This is a genomic window from Parasedimentitalea nitratireducens, assembly GCF_057444295.1.
Window position 1 is genome coordinate 944,921 of record NZ_JBYAXC010000001.1, and the last position, 17,611, is coordinate 962,531.

15 protein-coding genes are annotated in these 17,611 nt (G+C 57.4%); 13 read left to right on the plus strand and 2 right to left on the minus strand.

Features of this window, described 5'->3' with window-relative positions:
* Positions 1–24: 24 nt before the first annotated feature.
* The 13 genes from oppB (at position 25) to AC2T28_RS04875 (ending at position 15,260) form a co-directional block, all read left to right on the plus strand.
* Entirely contained in the window at positions 25–948 is a 924-nt protein-coding gene (gene oppB / locus AC2T28_RS04815; protein ID WP_486747803.1) for an oligopeptide ABC transporter permease OppB, read from the plus strand.
* Between the two features lie 12 nt (positions 949–960).
* Positions 961–1,887 (plus strand): ABC transporter permease subunit, encoded by a 927-nt coding sequence (locus tag AC2T28_RS04820; protein ID WP_486747804.1) that lies wholly within the window; start codon positions 961–963, stop codon positions 1,885–1,887.
* A gap of 1 nt (position 1,888) precedes the next feature.
* On the plus strand, positions 1,889–3,688 hold the full coding sequence (locus AC2T28_RS04825; RefSeq protein WP_486747805.1) for an ABC transporter ATP-binding protein: 1,800 nt from the start codon (positions 1,889–1,891) through the stop codon (positions 3,686–3,688).
* 369 nt (positions 3,689–4,057) lie between these two features.
* Positions 4,058–5,092: a TRAP transporter substrate-binding protein gene (locus tag AC2T28_RS04830; protein WP_486747806.1), complete on the plus strand. Its 1,035-nt coding sequence runs from the start codon at positions 4,058–4,060 to the stop codon at positions 5,090–5,092.
* Between the two features lie 75 nt (positions 5,093–5,167).
* Positions 5,168–5,752 (plus strand): TRAP transporter small permease, encoded by a 585-nt coding sequence (locus tag AC2T28_RS04835; RefSeq protein ID WP_486747807.1) that lies wholly within the window; start codon positions 5,168–5,170, stop codon positions 5,750–5,752.
* Positions 5,749–7,254 (plus strand): TRAP transporter large permease, encoded by a 1,506-nt coding sequence (locus AC2T28_RS04840; protein WP_486747808.1) that lies wholly within the window; start codon positions 5,749–5,751, stop codon positions 7,252–7,254. The genes AC2T28_RS04835 and AC2T28_RS04840 overlap by 4 nt, the downstream gene beginning before the upstream one ends.
* Positions 7,255–7,498: 244 nt before the next feature.
* The gene (locus tag AC2T28_RS04845; protein WP_486747809.1) at positions 7,499–9,043 is read left to right on the plus strand and encodes a benzoate-CoA ligase family protein; all 1,545 of its coding nucleotides are present in this window, start codon (positions 7,499–7,501) and stop codon (positions 9,041–9,043) included.
* Between the two features lie 163 nt (positions 9,044–9,206).
* Positions 9,207–10,868: a 2,3-epoxybenzoyl-CoA dihydrolase gene (gene boxC, locus AC2T28_RS04850; protein ID WP_486747810.1), complete on the plus strand. Its 1,662-nt coding sequence runs from the start codon at positions 9,207–9,209 to the stop codon at positions 10,866–10,868.
* A 49-nt stretch (positions 10,869–10,917) separates the two neighbouring features.
* On the plus strand, positions 10,918–12,366 hold the full coding sequence (boxB, locus tag AC2T28_RS04855; protein ID WP_486747811.1) for a benzoyl-CoA 2,3-epoxidase subunit BoxB: 1,449 nt from the start codon (positions 10,918–10,920) through the stop codon (positions 12,364–12,366).
* Between the two features lie 60 nt (positions 12,367–12,426).
* Positions 12,427–12,603, plus strand: coding sequence for a hypothetical protein (locus AC2T28_RS04860; protein ID WP_486747812.1), 177 nt, complete (start codon positions 12,427–12,429; stop codon positions 12,601–12,603).
* A complete protein-coding gene (gene boxA / locus AC2T28_RS04865; protein WP_486747813.1) occupies positions 12,600–13,793 on the plus strand; it encodes a benzoyl-CoA 2,3-epoxidase subunit BoxA in 1,194 nt (397 codons plus the stop codon). The genes AC2T28_RS04860 and boxA overlap by 4 nt, the downstream gene beginning before the upstream one ends.
* Entirely contained in the window at positions 13,794–14,240 is a 447-nt protein-coding gene (locus AC2T28_RS04870) for an acyl-CoA thioesterase (protein ID WP_486747814.1), read from the plus strand.
* Positions 14,241–14,342: 102 nt separating this feature from the next.
* Positions 14,343–15,260, plus strand: a complete 918-nt coding sequence (locus AC2T28_RS04875) for a helix-turn-helix transcriptional regulator (protein ID WP_486747815.1) — start codon at positions 14,343–14,345, stop codon at positions 15,258–15,260.
* A 109-nt stretch (positions 15,261–15,369) separates the two neighbouring features.
* Here AC2T28_RS04875 and AC2T28_RS04880 read toward each other — a convergent pair whose 3' ends face one another.
* Positions 15,370–16,584, minus strand: a complete 1,215-nt coding sequence (locus AC2T28_RS04880; protein WP_486747816.1) for a winged helix-turn-helix domain-containing protein — start codon at positions 16,582–16,584, stop codon at positions 15,370–15,372.
* A complete protein-coding gene (locus AC2T28_RS04885; RefSeq protein ID WP_486747817.1) occupies positions 16,584–17,609 on the minus strand; it encodes a LacI family DNA-binding transcriptional regulator in 1,026 nt (341 codons plus the stop codon). The genes AC2T28_RS04880 and AC2T28_RS04885 overlap by 1 nt, the downstream gene beginning before the upstream one ends.
* Positions 17,610–17,611: the final 2 nt, after the last annotated feature.

Here is a 17,611-nt window from a genome sequence, read left to right on the forward strand (position 1 = left end):
CGGGGTCGAAACACGAGTCCAGACATGCTCTCTTACATCATCCGGCGCCTGTTGGTTGCCATCCCGACGATCCTTCTGTTGATCATCGCTTGTTTTTTCCTGATGCATTTTGCACCCGGCGGCCCGTTCACCTCTGAGCGTCCACCCCCACCAGCGGTTCTTGCCAATCTCGAAGCGCGCTATGGATTGGATCAGCCACTGTGGAAGCAGCTCTGGGACTACGTGACAAACATTGTGCTGCATTTTGACTTTGGCCCGTCCTTCAAGTTCAAGGATCGTGACGTCAACGACATCATCGCACAGGGTTTCCCAATCTCTCTGACCTACGGCTTCCTGAGCTTTCTGGCCGCCAGTTCGGTTGGTATTATTCTGGGCTGTGTTGCCGCCATTCGGCACAATACCTGGATCGACTACTTCACCGTTAGCCTGGGTATTGCTGCGCAGGCGCTGCCGAACTTCATCATGGGCCCGATCCTGATCCTGACCTTTACGCTGTGGCTGGGTCTGCTGCCTGGTGGCGGCTGGAACGGTGGCCAATGGCAGTATCTGGTGATGCCGGTGATTGCCCTGTCGACCTCATACATGGGGTCGATTGCGCGAATCACCCGATCCTCGATGCTTGAAGTGTTGAACTCCAACTTCATCCGAACCGCACGGGCCAAGGGCCTGTCACGTCGCACCATCATCTGGCGCCATGCGCTTAAGCCAACGATGATGCCGGTGGTGTCTTATCTGGGGCCGGTGTTCGTCTACGTTCTGACCGGCTCGGTGTTTGTCGACATCTACTTCTCGACTGGTGGACTGGGCCAGGCCTTTGTTGGCTCGGCACTGACACGGGACTACTCGGTCCTTCTTGGGGTCACCATCCTTTATGGCGTGCTGACTGTTGTTGTGAACCTTCTGACGGATCTGGCCTATGCCTGGCTTGACCCGAAGATCCGTTACTAAGGGAGACGGCTAATGTTTGCAAAATCACAAAAAGCCCAAGATCTCGCGGAAGATGTTGTTAGCGAAAGCGTAAAAGGCCGGTCGCTGATGCGCGACGCCTGGCTGCGTTTCATTCAAAACAAGGCGGCTATGGGCTGCAGCTTTGTGCTCGGTGTGGTGATCCTGTTTGTCATCATCGGGCCGCTGTTTGCGGTTTGGAGCCACGAAGAAATCGACTGGGCAACCATGGGTGACGTTCGTGGATTGGGCTACCCCTCCATCGCAAGCGGACACTATTTTGGCGTCGATGATCTGGGGCGCGATCTGTACTCGCGTACCATTCAGGCAACCCAGACCTCTTTGCTGGTTGGTCTGATCGGCGCTGCAATGGCGCTGTGTGTGGGTACGCTTTACGGTGTAACAGCGGGTTATTTTGGCGGCCGTCTGGACGCCTCCATGATGGCCTTTGTTGATATCCTGTTGGCGATCCCAACCACTCTGATCATCATCCTGATCCTGGTGGTTGCCGGTAAGTCCTTCATAACCTTGTTCCTTGCTCTGGGTGCAGTCAGCTGGCTGACCATGTCGCGCATTGTGCGTGGTCAAACTTTGGCGCTAAAAGGTCGGGAATTCATCGAAGCCGCCCGCGCAGGTGGGGTCTCCGACGTGGGCATCGTGACGCGCCATATCGTGCCAAACCTGGCCGGTGTGGTTATCGTGTATGCTTCACTTCTGGTTCCAGAAATGATCTTGGCAGAAAGCTTCATCTCGTTCCTTGGCCTTGGGATCTCTGAACCCAACACCTCGCTAGGTGCCCTGATCGCCGAAGGCGCAGGCACCATGGCCTATGGCACATTGTGGCAGCTCCTGTTCCCGCTGTTCTTCTATGTCACTATCATCATCACCATGTTCTTTATCGGTGATGGTCTGCGCGACGCACTAGACCCAAAGGATCGCTGATATGAGTGTTCTTTCTATCACTGACCTCAAGGTCTCGTTTCAGACCAATGACGGTGTTGTCGATGCGGTCAAAGGTGTTGGTTTCCACATCAAACCCGGCGAATGCCTGGGCATTGTGGGGGAATCGGGATCAGGCAAAAGCCAAAGCTTCATGGCCGCGATGGGGTTACTGCCCCCCAACGGCGCGGCTACCGGATCGGTTAAGCTGCAGGGCCAGGAGATTCTCAATCTCCCGACTTCCAAGCTGAACAAGATCCGCGGCGATGACGTTGGCATGATCTTTCAGGACCCGCTGACCGCTCTGACTCCGCATTTGACTGTGGGCGATCAGATGGGCGAGGTTCTGAAGGTCCACAAAGACATGGGTGGGGCTAAGGCGCGTGCTCATTGTCTGGACTGGCTGAACCACGTGCGCATCCCCGAGGCGGCGCGCCGTATGAAGCAATACCCGCACGAACTGTCCGGAGGCATGCGCCAGCGCGTGATGATCGCGATGGCAATGTTGTGTGATCCCAAGCTGTTGATCGCGGACGAGCCCACCACGGCGCTGGATGTGACGGTTCAGGCTGAGATCCTCGACCTGATGTCCACCTTGCAAAAAGAGCAGGGCACAGCCATTGCATTGATTACCCACGACATGGGTGTGGTGGCGCGGATGTGCGACCGGATTGAGGTCATGCGCAAGGGTGAGTTTGTGGAATACGGCGATGTCAAAGAGATCTTTGCCAACCCCAAGCACATCTACACCCGCAAGCTTCTGGACTCGATGCCACGTATCGATTCCAAGAATGCGCCGGTCGGTACAGCGCTTGAGGCTCCGAAATTGCTTGAAGTCGATGACCTGAGGGTTAACTTCGACATCAAGAACAAGGGGCTGTTCTCTAAGCCAACGCCGCTGCGTGCCGTCAACGGTGTCAGCTTCTCGCTGGCCGAAGGCGAGACTCTGGGCATCGTTGGCGAATCGGGCTGTGGTAAATCCACTCTGGCTCGCTCCGTTCTGCAGCTCATCCCGCCCTCAGCAGGTGCTGTGACCTGGTTGGGCGCGCCGTTGAACAAACTTGCCAAACGCGAGTTAACCAAGCGACGCAAGGACCTGCAGATCGTATTCCAGGATCCGCTGGCCTCGCTTGACCCACGCATGACGATCTCGGCGTCGATTCAGGAGCCTCTGAAAACCTTCCGTCCTGACCTGACCTCGGGTGAGCGGCGCAAGACGGTTGAGAAGATGATGGAACGTGTGGGGTTGGATCTGAATATGATCAACCGCTATCCGCACGAACTGTCAGGTGGGCAGAACCAGCGGGTGGGCATTGCCCGCGCCATGATCAACAACCCACGTCTGGTGATCTGTGACGAGGCGGTGTCAGCACTGGATGTGTCGATCCAGGCGCAGATCCTGACCCTGCTCAAGGATCTGCAGGCCGAGTTTGGCATGTCGATGATGTTCATCAGCCATGATCTGTCGGTGGTGCGCACTATCTCGAACCGGATCATGGTTCTGTATCTGGGCCGTATTGTAGAGCTGGGTGATGGCGAAACCATCTGCGCCCGCCCGCAGCACCCCTATACACAGGCCCTGATTTCAGCGGTGCCAATCCCGGATCCTGTGATTGAACGACAGCGTACCCGGATCAACATCCCGGGCGAGCTGCCTTCACCGCTGGATCCCAAGGCGGGATTGCGGTTCCTGCCCAGTCGGCTGAATGCAGGGGATGTCGACTATGTTCCCAAGCTGAACGAGGTCAGTCCAAACCACTTTGTTGCGGAACATGATCCGCTCGAAGTGATCCTTGCGGGCTAACCGCTATAACCACCCGATCGCCCGCTGCTTGATGATCCAAGCGGCGGGCGATTTGCTTTTGCCTCAGCTGAACCCTCTCTTCATTGACATTCCGCCCACAGGCCCGACTATTGATCTACCGTTAAAGTGTGGCGGAATCTGATTGCACAATGATAAGTGGAAAATGCATGTCTGTGGTTGATAGTTACAAATGCGCCTAATAGCAGATGTGTAGCCGGTTGAATATTTGAACCAGCTTCCAGAGGCCGTCGCCATGAGGAGGGCGTGCCAGTCACACTGGAGGAAGACTTAAGAAGATTTAGGCACTATATTGCAAAAGTGTAAAATACAGGCATTATAGTGCTCGATACGGTCCTAGGGAGGAAACACATGACCACTCGGAGAAAGCTACTCGGCGCCTTTGGTGCCGCAGCCATCGCAGCCATGGGCGCGAGCTCGGCTATGGCTCAAGAAGTCACTTTGAAACTGCACCAGTTTTTGCCAGCTCAGGCAAACGTGCCAAAATTGATCCTGGATGTTTGGGCAGACAAGATCGAGGCGGATTCCGAAGGTCGCATCAAGATCGAACGTTATCCTTCGATGCAGCTGGGTGGCAAGCCGCCAGAGCTGATGGACCAGGCCATTGACGGCGTTGCTGACATTGTCTGGACAGTGGTTGGCTACACACCTGGCCGTTATCCATCGACCGAAGTGTTTGAGCTTCCGTTCATGATGACCGATGCCCGTTCGATGTCCCGTGCATATTGGGAAATGTTCGAAACCCACATGAAAGACACTGAGTTCAAGGATCTCAAAATCCTCGGCACTTGGGTTCATGGCCCTGGCATGATCCACACTGCTGATCCGGTCGAAGCTCCGGATGACCTGCGCGGCATGAAAATCCGTGGCGGTTCTCGCTCGGTCAACTCGCTGCTGACACAGCTGGGCGCAACTCCGGTTGGAATGCCGGTTCCAGCGGTTCCAGAAGGCCTGTCCAAAGGCGTGATCGACGGTACAACCATCCCATGGGAAGTCACAGCAGCACTGAAAGTTCCAGAACTGGTTGAAAACCACACCGAGTTCACCGGCAAGGCGCTGTACACGCTGACTTTCGTTCTGGCGATGAACAAGCCCAAGTTTGATGGCCTGCCTGCTGATCTGCAAAAGATCATCGACGACAACTCAGGCCTGGAATTCTCGGTCTTTGCTGGTGGTACTATGGCCGACGCCGATGGTCCTTCGCGCGAAATGGCGCTGGATATGGGCAACAATGTCATCACCTTGGACGCTGCCCAGACCGCCGAATGGCGTGAGCTGTCGCAGCCGATCTACGACAAGTGGTTGGCTGACATGACAGAAAAAGGCATCGATGGTCAGGCGCTGATCGACGAAGCCACCATGCTGATCGAGAAATACTCGAAGTAAGCCTGGTACAGACCAAAGGGCCGCAGCGATCCATTCGCTGCGGCCTTACTTGTGACGCGAAAGGGATGCGTAACTATGCACAAGTTCATGTTGAAGCTGGCCAGATCCATGGCCGCCATCGGTGGCTTTGTTCTCACTCTTCTAATTGTTCTCACCTGCCTGTCGATTGCAGGCCGCCTGCTGAATGGCGTGTTTCATAGCGCTATCATGCAAGTGCGAGCTCCTGCCTTCTCGGATTTGATGATCTCCATCGGCATTGGCCCGATCAACGGTGATTTTGAACTGGTCGAGGCCGGCGTAGCCTTTGCTATCTTTGCTTTCCTGCCGCTGTGTCAAATCACTTCGGGCCATGCGACGGTAGATATCCTGGTCAATTCCTTCCCGCGCCGCGCCAGCAGTTTTCTGCGGATGCTGACCGAGATTGCCTTTGCCGGTGTGCTAGTCCTGATTGCCGTGCGTCTTGGGGCTGGGACTTTTTCCAAAATGAACAACGGCGAAACATCGTTTCTGCTCGAATTTCCGGTGTGGTGGGCCTACGCCGCCAGCCTGGTTGCCGCCGTGGTTGCCGCCATCGTTGGCCTGTACATGGGTGCCGTACGCACCATTGAATTCTTTATCGGTCGCACCCTGATCTGGGACGGCGTGGAGACTGACCATTGACTACTCTTGAAATTGGAATCGCTTCGTTTCCCGTCCTGATGATGCTGATTTTCCTGCGGATGCCGATTGGGCTGGCGATGTTCCTGGTTGGTCTTGGCGGGCTGATCATTGTCACCGACGGAACCCAGGTTGCTTTTGGCCGTCTAAAGAATGAAACCTATTCGACTTTTTCCTCCTACTCGCTGACCATCGTGCCGATGTTCCTGCTGATGGGGCATTTTGCAACACTTGGCGGCATGTCCAGTGCGCTGTTCAAGGCGGCCGAGGGTTTCCTTGGTCACCGTCGTGGTGGCGTCGCCATGGCCGCCATTGGCGCCTGTGCCGGCTTTGGCGCGATCTGTGGCAGTTCCCTTGCCACCGCCGCCACCATGGGCCGTGTGGCCCTGCCTGAGCTGAAACAATACGGCTATGCCGGCGGGTTCTCGGCGGCAACACTGGCCGCTGGCGGCACCCTCGGCATCCTGATCCCACCCTCGGTGGTGCTGGTGATCTACGCCATCCTGACCGAACAAAACATCGCCAAGCTGTTCCTCGCCGCCTTTATCCCCGGCATTCTGGCCGCCATTGGCTATGTGATCGTCATCTCAATCTATGTGCGTCTCTACCCCGAGGCCGCAGGCACCCGACCTGCGGTTCCAATGCGTGAACGCTTTGCCGCCTTGTTCAAGGTCTGGCCGGTGCTGTCCGTCTTTGCTTTGGTTGTTGGCGGCATTTATGGGGGATTGTTCACCCCAACCGAGGGCGCGGCCGTCGGGGCCATGGGAACTGGTTTGATTGCCTGGAAAAATGGCGGGTTGGACCGCGATAGCCTCACCGATAGCTTTATGGTCACTGCGCGGTCGACCGCGATGATCTTCTTCATCGTACTGGGCGCAGGCTTCTACAACGGCTTCCTTGCGCTGACCCAAGTGCCACAAGAGCTGGCCGACTTTGTTGTCAGTCAGGGCTTCAGCCCCTGGATGGTCCTGGCGCTGATCCTGGTGTTCTACCTTGTCTTCGGCTGCCTGATGGACAGCCTCAGCATGATCCTGCTGACCATTCCGATCTTCTTCCCGGTGATTTCCGCGATGGACTTTGATTTGGTCAATCTGGCTGCAATGCAGGCGGACGCCGCGCGTGAAGTTCTCAATGCTGGCGTGCCCGAGGGCATGGCCGACAGCACGCTTGCCGCGATCAAAGAGGCTATGGCCACGGGTGCCGAACTGACCCGCGACCAGATGAAAGAACTGGGCATTCGCGTGACCAAGGGCATGGCTAACCGGATCGAGACTGAATACGTCGCCATCTGGTTTGGTATTCTGGTTCTGATCGTGGTCGAGGTGGGCCTGATCACACCGCCGGTGGGGATGAACCTGTTCATCATCAACGCGATGGATCGCAAAACTAAGATGATCGACACCTACAAGGCGGTGATGTTCTTTGTTGCCTCTGACCTGGTGCGTGTGGTGATTCTGGTGTTGTTCCCGATCATCACCCTGTTGCCTCTGATGCTGTTGTACTGAACGCCCAGCTAAGGCGATCTTAATCCGCAAGGGGCATCTTTGATGTCTTCCTTGCGGAATAGGGGGCAGAGTAACCCATGGGTTACCGAGCAACCGACCTTCTGCAGTATTGTGCATAATTATTGCGCAATATCTTGCGTCATTCTGATTCCGGTGCATTATGCTGGTGTACGAACATTCGTCGCCAGAGGGGGTGGCGTGCCATCGGACCTAAAGGTCCGTATGTGTCGAGGGAGAGATCGGAATGCCAGCCAGCGCCAACGCCGCCAGCTATTTCGTTGACCGTCATGTTGACGAACGACCAGACAAAACCGCCTTTCGCGAGGCCGCAGGACAACAACGACACCTCAGCTATGGCCAATTGGCCCAAGACAGCGGTCAGGTCGCCGGTGCATTGAACCGCGCTGGCATCCGCCGCGAATCCCGCGCTGCGATGCTGGTGCTCGACCAGATCGAATTCCCCCAAATCTTTTGGGGCGCAATCAAAGCCGGGGTTGTTCCAGTGCCAATGAACACCCTGCTGGCCACCTCGGTCTACGAGGCGATCCTGCGAGATAGCCGCGCCTCTGTGCTGTTTGTCAGTGCCGAACTTTGGCCAGTGGTCGAACCGGCCGCAAAGGCCGCGCCAGATCTGGTCCAGATCGTGATAATCGGCGGTGAGGCACCCAAGGGCACCATTGGCTATGACGCGTTCATCACCGGGGCTGAACAACTGCCGCCGGTCGACTGTTCAGCGGACGAAGTGGCCTTCTGGCTTTACTCCTCGGGCTCTACCGGATTGCCCAAAGGTGTGCGCCACGTCCATGGCGCCTTGCGGGCAACAGCAGAAACCTATGGCGCACAAGTGCTGCAACTCACCGAAGAAGATGTTGTCTTTTCGGTCGCCAAGCTGTTCTTCGCTTACGGTTTGGGCAACGCCCTTAGTATGCCAATGGCAGTTGGCGCGACCTCGGTGCTATATAACGCCCGGCCAACGCCCGAGGTGGTGCTGGACATTCTGCAGGCAGAAAAGCCAACCATCTTCTGCGGCGTTCCAACGCTCTATGCCGCCACCCTCGCACAGCTTGAAATGGTCGCGAAACCCGACAGCCCACTGCGCCGCTGCATCTCAGCTGGCGAGGCGCTGCCGGATGACATTGGACGCCGTTGGCAGGATCTTTGGGGTGTCGACATTCTGGATGGTGTTGGCTCTACCGAAATGCTGCACATCTTCCTGTCGAACCGGGCGGATGATGTGGTCTACGGGACCTCGGGAATTGCGGTGCCGGGCTACGATCTGCGACTGGTTGACGAGACTGGTAACGAAGTTGCGGCAGGAGAGATCGGCGAGCTTCTGGTGCGTGGAGCATCAGCAGCCGAAGGCTATTGGAACCAGCGCCAGAAAAGCCGCGAAACTTTTGAAGGGGAGTGGACCCGCACCGGTGACAAATACGAACGCAACGCCGATGGGCGGTACATCTACTGCGGCCGCACCGACGACATGTTCAAAGTGTCTGGCATCTGGTTATCGCCGTTCGAAGTTGAGCAAGCGCTGATTTCCCATCCCAAAGTGCTCGAATCCGCTGTGGTTTCTGCACGTGATGAGGAAGGGTTGGAAAAACCCAAGGCTTATATCGTGCTGAATGACGGTGCCCCAACCGACGCATTGGCGGCTGAACTCAAGGAGTTTGTCAAAGACGAAATCGGCAAATGGAAATACCCTCGCTGGATTGAGTTTGTCGACGACCTCCCCAAGACATCGACCGGTAAGATCCAACGCTTCAAACTAAGGGATGATGCGGCGAGGTGAGGTTCAGGAGATCAATTTTGCATTATATTGCAAGATATATGCTTGAATTTGCCGATCCAGGAGAAATAACTCGGTCAAAAGTGGCATTATTGTGCACTAAACACTTTACCGAGGGCCATTTCCTGCGATATGTTGCCTTCCAAGGTAGACTCAGGAGCGCGTAATGACCCAGGTGATCGATTTTCAGACCGACCCTTCGAAATACCGACATTGGCGGGTCGAGTATGATGGTGAAATCGCCAACCTGTTCATGGATGTCGATGAAACCGGCGGGTTGTTTCCTGGCTACGAGTTGAAACTGAACTCTTATGATCTCGGCGTCGACATAGAACTGGCAGATGTGGTGCAGCGCATGCGGTTCGAACACCCCGAGGTGAAAGTGGTGGTGATGCAATCCGCCAAGGACAAGGTGTTCTGCGCCGGCGCCAACATCCGGATGCTGGGTGGAGCAAGCCACGCGCACAAGGTAAACTTCTGCAAATTCACCAACGAAACCCGCAACACATTTGAAGCTGCCGAGGCGGATTCAGGCCAGAAGTATATGGCCGCCGTCAAAGGCGCCTGTGCCGGCGGCGGATATGAGCTGGCACTGGCCTGCAATCACATCATGCTGACCAACGATAGCGCCTCTTCGGTTGCCTTGCCCGAAGTTCCATTGCTGGCTGTTCTTCCCGGCACCGGTGGGCTGACGCGAGTTACTGACAAACGTAAGGTCCGCCGCGATCTGGCCGATGTGTTCTGCTCGGTCGAAGAAGGGGTCAAAGGTCAGCGTGCGGTAGATTGGAAGCTAGTGGACGAGGTGGTGGCTAATTCCAAGTTCGACACTACGGTAGCCGAACGCGCTGCCGAATTTGCGGCCGCCAGCAGCAAACCCTTGGGTTTGACCGGTATCGCGCTGACACCGCTGTCGCGAACATTTGGTGACGACGGATCCGTGACCTATTCCGCTGTCGAAGTTGCCATCGACCGCGACAATGGCCGCGCAACCGTCACCCTGAAAGGCCCAGATGCTGATGCCCCGGCAGATATGGCTGCGGTCCAAAAGCAGGGCGCCGAAACCTATATGCTACGGCTGGCGCGCGAGCTGGACGATGCCATGTTGCATCTGCGTCTGAACGAACGTGAGACTGGCCTGGTGGTCTTCAAAACCCAAGGCAACGCCGAAACTCTGCTGGCGCACGAAGAACTGCTGTTGTCCAACCCCGATCACTGGCTGGCCAATGAGATCCTGAAATACTGGAAGCGGGTTCTGAAGCGAGTCGACATGACCTCACGCTCGTTGGTGGCCATTGTCGAACATGGCTCGTGCTTTGCCGGGGTTCTGGGTGAACTGCTGTGGTCGGTGGATCGAAGCTATATGATGCTGGAAGAATTCGAAGGCGACAATCGCCCGCTAGCGGCGATTACGCTGAGCGAATCGAACTTTGGCACTTACCCAATGGGCAACGACCTGACCCGCCTGCAAACCCGGTTCTTGGAAGATCCAGAAGCCGTTGAGGCGCTCAAGGAACGGATCGGTGAACCGCTAGAGGCGGACGCTGCAGAAGAGTTGGGCCTGATCACCTTTGCCTTTGATGACATCGACTGGGAAGACGAAGTGCGCATTTTCATGGAAGAGCGCGCCAGCTTCTCGCCTGATGCGATGACCGGAATGGAGGCGAACCTGCGTTTTGCCGGTCCGGAAACCATGGAGACCCGGATTTTTGGTCGCTTAACCGCCTGGCAGAACTGGATTTTCCAACGGCCCAACGCGGTTGGAGCCGACGGTGCTTTGCAGCGCTATGGCACCGGTAAGCGCGGCGAATACAACATGGAACGCGTCTGACACACAACGGTGCGTGCAAGCACCCACCGCCCCGTAGGAGAATAAAACGATGGATCTCATTAATGTCAGCTATGACACCCAAATCCCCAACAACGTTGGCCTAAGCAGCGACAAGAAGGTGCTGAAGGCGCTGGAAAAATGGCACCCCGGTTACATCAACTGGTGGAACGACCTGATCCCGCAGCAGTTCCAGCAAAGCATGATTTACCTGCGCACTGCCGTCTCTGTTGATCCCAAGGGCTGGGCCAAGTTCGACTATGTAAAGATGCCCGAATACCGCTGGGGGGTTTTGCTTGCGCCGCAGGTCGAGGGCCGCACCATTCCATGTGGTGAGCATTATGGTGAACCAGCTTGGCAAGAAGTGCCCGGCGAATACCGCAACATGCTGAAACGGATGATTGTTATTCAGGGCGACACCGAACCGGGATCGGTAGAGCAGCAGCGCTTCCTGGGTCTGACCGCTCCGTCGCTGTACGACATGCGCAACCTGTTTCAGGTCAACGTCGAGGAAGGCCGCCACCTCTGGGCGATGGTCTACCTGCTGCAGAAATACTTTGGCCGCGATGGCCGTGAAGAAGCCAATGACATGCTGGTTCGCTCGTCCGGGTCCGAGGAAGCTCCACGGATGCTGGGTGCATTCAACGAAGAAACACCGGATTGGTTGTCGTTCTTCATGTTCACCTATTTCACCGACCGCGATGGCAAGATGCAGCTGGAAAGTCTGGCGCAATCTGGCTTTGACCCGCTCAGCCGGACCTGCCGGTTTATGCTGACCGAAGAAGCGCACCACATGTTTGTGGGTGAAACCGGGGTGGGCCGGACCATTCAGGCGACTTGCGAGGCGATGAACAAGGCCGGGATCACCGACCCTTATGACATCGACAAGATCCGCGATCTGGGCGTTATCGACCTGCCAACCATCCAGAAAAAACTGAACCTGCACTATACCCTGTCGCTGGACCTGTTCGGCCAAGAAGTGTCGACTAACGCTGCCAACGCCTTTAACGCCGGTATCAAGGGGCGGTTCATGGAGCAGCGGATCAAAGATGATCACATGCTGAACAACGACAGCTATGTGGTGCGGTCAATCAAGGAAGGCAAAATCGTAGCCGAGGAAGTGCCGGCCCTGACCGCGATCAACATGCGCTTGCGTGACGATTACGTCAAAGACGCGGCCGGTGGTGTAGGCCGCTGGAACAAGCTGATTGCCAAGATGGGCGTCGACTTTGAAATGACCATCCCGCACGAAGGCTTCCATCGTCAGATCGGTGTATTTGCCGCCGTTAGTGTGACCCCGGATGGCGACATCATTCCCAAGGCCGAGTGGGATGCACGAGTCAAAGACTGGCTGCCAACCAAGGCGGATGGAGACTTTATCCAGTCGCTGATGAAGCCCTGCACCGAGCCGGGCAAATACGCCAGCTGGATCGCCCCGCCCAAGGTCGGCATTGATAATAAGCCGGGCGACTTTGAGTATGTAAAACTGCACATGGCCTAGGCCAGCACTGGCCCGGCTCTATCTTGAACCGGGTCATTCCTATCCAACGGAGGATTTGAAATGAAGATCAGCCGCACCAAAGTGGAAACACCAAACATCAACAACCTGTCGTCGCAAATTGTCGGCCTGCAGGGCCCCTGCGTTGGCTGTACAGATTGTACCGGCATGTGCCAGGCTCTGATCGACGCCCTAACGGTTCCGGATATGATCCTGAACAAATCCAGCAGGCCCCAATGACCCAAGCGCAAAAGCAGCACCTGATCGACCCGGAAATCTGCATTCGCTGTTACACCTGCGAGATGACATGCCCCGAAGAGGCGATTGTGCATGATGACGTCAACGTGGTTGTTGACGCCTCCAAGTGCAACTTCTGCATGGACTGCATTCCGGTCTGCCCAACGGGTTCGATCGACGAATGGCGAATTGTGACCGAACCGCACTCGGTCGCGGATCAGTTCAGCTGGGAGGAAATGCCCGAACAGGCTGACATCGCCGAAGGTGGCGAAGCGGAAAGCGGGCTTGAGGCGTTGGATGACGCGATGGCCGAACTGCTGGCCAAGGCGCATGCTGGGGCAGGCGGTAAGGCCAAGGCCCCGGCCAGTGCGTCAAAGCCGACGATCAATATGTATAACCTTGGCAAACCGGCCACTGCGCGGGTTCAGGGGAATTATCGCCTGACCGAAGCCGACAGCGACGCCGATGTGCGCCATATTATTCTGGACATGGCCGGCCTGCCGTTTCCAGTGCTCGAAGGGCAAAGCGTGGGGATCATCCCACCGGGAACCGACGATAAGGGCCAGCCGCATCTGCCACGGCTCTATTCCGTGTCCAGCCCTCGCGATGGCGAACGCCCAGGTTACCTGAACATCTCACTGACGGTGAAACGTGAACCTGAAGGTGTTTGTTCCAACTACGTCTGTGATCTGTCCGCCGGGGACGAGGTGCAGTTGACCGGCCCGTTCGGCTCGACCTTCCTGCTGCCCAGCGATCCGCAGGCCGATATTCTGATGATCTGCACCGGCACTGGATCTGCTCCGTTTCGTGGGTTCACCATGCGCCGCCAGCGGGTGTCGCCACAGGACCGGGATAGTATGACCCTGGTGTTTGGCGCCCGTCGCCCGGCCGAGCTGCCGTATTTTGGCCCGCTCAAGAAAATCCCCGATAGCTTCATGGCCAAGCATTTTGCCTTTTCCCGTCAGGAAGATGCGCCCAAGCAATATGTGCAGGACCGTCTGCGGGAAGAGTGTGACCGCGTGGCTGAGCTGCTGCAAAACCCCAATGGCTATATCTATATTTGCGGGCTCAAGGCGATGGAGCAGGGGGTTGAAGAGGCGCTGAAGGATATTGCCCGTGGTATCGATTTGAACTGGTCAGACCTGCGCGATAGCATGCGCAACGACGGAAGATACCATGTGGAAACCTACTGAATGACATTGCAGGAAACAGCGGCTGATCCAGCCAATTTCTCCCACGAAATCAGGGTTGGCTGGGGCGACTGCGATCCGGCGCGCATTGCCTATACCGGGCGGTTGCCCTGGTTTGCGCTCGAAGCGATTGATGCCTGGTGGGAAAGCCATTTGGGGGGCGATGGCTGGTTCCAGATGGAACTGGACCGCGGCACAGGTACGCCCTTTGTGCATATGAGCCTCGATTTCCGTTCGCCTGTAACTCCGCGCCATCGGTTGATCTGCGAGGTCTGGCCGTGCAAACTGGGCACCAGTTCAATCGCGTTCCGGGTCAATGCCCGCCAAGACGGCAAACTGTGTTTTGAGGGCAAGTTTGTCTGCGTTTTTATCGCGCCTGAAACATTCACATCAAAACCCGCGCCGCCGGATATTCGCGACATTGTAACGCCGCTGATCCGGCCGGAATGATCGCAAAATAATGCAGATCATGGGGTGTGGCGTGGGTTTCTGTTTGAACGCACCGCCCAGCCGCTTTAGATTCGTGCAATATGTTACACATTCGGCGGCCCCATGAGTGAGATCACCAATTTTCGCGGCGAGACCAGTTCTGTTTCAGATAGCGGCCAAATCGATGCCTCGGTTGCGGCGCTGATTGCCCGTGTGGGCGAACGGGTGCGTCGTGCGCGCGAACGCAAAGGTATCTCGCGCCGGGTGCTGTCGGAACAGTCCGGGGTGTCGCCGCGTTATCTGGCGCAGCTTGAGGGTGGCGAGGGCAATATCTCGATCGGATTGCTGCAACGGGTGGCCGTTGCGTTGGACCATCGTATTGAATGGCTGACCGGCGAAGACGACCCCTGGACATCTGACGCGATGCGGGTGGCCGACCTGTTTCGCAGCTCTAGCCTGACGACGCAGCAACAGGTGATGGATCTGTTGTCACCTGAACCCGAGGCCAACCAGCGGGCGGGGCGGATCTGTCTGGTGGGGCTGCGCGGAGCTGGCAAGTCTACCTTGGGTGCATTGGCAGGGCGGGCGCTGGGACTGCCCTTTGTTGAGCTGAATTCCGAGATCGAAGCACAAAGTGGCATGCCAGTGGACGAGGTCATGGCGCTGTACGGGCAAGAGGGTTATCGCAAGCTGGAGGCGCAGGCAATTTCGCGTATCTCTGCCACCCACGACAGCCTGATCCTGGCCGCTGCCGGTGGTGTGGTGGGTGAACCCGAGACCTATAACAGCCTGCTCAGCAGCTTTCACACCATCTGGGTCAAGGCGAGCCCGGACGAGCACATGTCTCGCGTCCGCGCCCAAGGGGATGAGCGCCCAATGGCGGGTAACCCCGAAGCCATGGAGCAATTGCGATCCATCCTGACCAGCCGTGAGGCGCTGTATGGCAAGGCGCTGGCGCAGCTTGATACCTCGGGCAAAGCGGTGGATGAGAGTTTGGACACGCTGGTTGGGTTGATTCAGGAGCGTGGGTTCCTGGGGTAAAGGAGTTTCCTGAGGGCAGTGCCTGACCTTGGGGAGGTGCAAAGCGCCTTCCCGGGGGGGAAGGTCAGGCGCAGCCCGGCGGTGCCGGGCTAAGTAAGGCGTCAGTTTTCTAAACCGCCTCGCGCAGCCATCTATCGGCAAACACCACTTCGGACAGCCCTGCAAACCGCGCAACGCGTTGAAGTTCGCTTTCCAGCTTACGTATACGGCCGGGGGACCATATAACACCGCGTTCCGGCCAAACGGCTGTAACTTGCAACAGGTCAGCATCGCGCTGCGCCTTCATGTCGATGCGGCCCACCATGCGCTCGCCCTCGATCAGCGGGAACACGTAGTAGCCGTAGATGCGTTTGGGGGCGGGGACAAAGATCTCGATCCGATAGTGGAAGCCAAACAGGCGTTCGGCGCGTTTGCGGTCACGCAGGGCGGGGTCAAACGGGCTGAGCACCCGCATCCGACCGGGGGCAGGGGCAATGTCCTGCGCGGCCTCAACCACGCCGGGGCGGGCAAAGGCGCGGCGTAGCTTGCCGTCGGTATGGGCCACATCTATCTCTTCGAGGTTGCCCTGATCCAGCTGCGTCTTGCACCAGTCCCGTGCCTCGGTGGTTGAGACGGTATCCCAAAACGACGAAATCTCGCCCGAGGTGGCAAAGCCCAGACGATCCAGCGCGGCGTTGCACAGGGTATCGACCGTTTCAGCCGCGTCACAGGGGGAGGCACCCGGGCAGAGGTGGTCTTCGATCACTCGCTCGGTCAGGTCATATTGTTTCTGGAACCCCTTGCGCCCCACCACGGTCAGTGCGCCGGACCGCCACAGATATTCCAGCGCGGTTTTGGAGGGGTGCCAGTCCCACCAGCCACCCGATCCCTTTTTCTCGTCCTTGCCCACATCGGAGGAGCCCACCGCCCCGTTGTCGCGGATATGCTGCAACACGGTGTCGAACTGGGCTTCGTAGTTATCACGGTGCCAGTTGCGATATCGTGATTTAAGCCGGGCGGCATCACGCTGAAATCGCAGGTGCCATTGCGGGTAGAACTGCATCGGGATGACAGCGGCGTCGTGGGTCCAGTGTTCAAACAGCGCGCGGTCTTTTTCGTACAGCTGTTTCAGATGCTTGGCGCGGTAAGTGGGCCGCCGCGAATACAGAATCATGTCATGGGCGCGGGCCACGGTGTTGATACTGTCTAGCTGCACAAACCCCAGTCGGGTGATCAGCTCTAGCAGATCATCGCCTTTGGCCCCACCGCTGGGGTTTTCGATCAGCGCGTGGCGGTCCATGAACAGACGCCGCGCGGTGCGATTGTCGAGTTGTTGAACTGCCATCAGCGCCGTTTCAGCGTGTCGCCATAACTGATCGTCGGAGTGAGGGTAATGCGGGTTTCGATCTCTTCTTCCGGATTGTCGAGTTGGGCCGCGATGATCTCAGCCGCCTTGCGCCCAATCTCAAGCCGACAGGCATCCATGGTGGCCAGTTTGCGCGGCAGGCCCTGCAGCAGTTCCACATCGTTGAAGCCGGCCAGGCCAATTTGGCCGGGCACGTCGATACCCTGATCCAGCAGATACAACAGGCCACCAGCGCCAATCATGTCGTTTGAGTAGTACAGAAAATCTAGATCGGGAGAGCGCTCCAGCATCTCGGCGGTCATCTCGCGGCCCTTGGCCAGAGCGGAGCCGCCGGAATAGAAGTTGCGATCCTCAATCTCGACACCTTCTTTGGCCAATGCCTCGGTGAAGCCTTCGAACCGTTTGCGGGCACGGTGGTCCAGCGGCATCTTGGTTCCCATGAACCCAATGTGGCGATAGCCAGCCTTGAGGATCGCCTTGGCCATTTCGCGCCCGGCGCGACGGTGCGAGATGCCGACCATGGCATCCACCGGCTTGCCGTCAGTATCCATAATCTCGACCACCGGGATACCGGCCGCGTTGAGCATGGCACGGGCGGCGTCGGTGTGCTCCAGCCCGGCGATGATTACCCCGGATGGACGCCACGACAGCATTTCGTACAGGACTTTTTCTTCTTTCTCGGGCTTATAATCAGTGACGCCCACAACCGGTTGCAACTGGGTGGTTTCCAGCACCTGATTGACGCCGTTCAACACCTCGGGGAAGACCATGTTGGACAGGGACGGGATGATCACCGCCACTAGGTTAACCCGGTTGGATGCCAGCGCCCCGGCGATCTTGTTGGGCACATAGCCCAGTTCCTTGGCGGCGGCGAGAACCTTGACGCGGGTCTTTTCGGATACATCACCCCGGTTGCGCAGCACCCGGCTGACGGTCATTTCGGACACCCCGGTGGCTTCTGATACGTCGCGGAGGGTCAGGGGGCGTTTGTTGTCCGATGTCACGT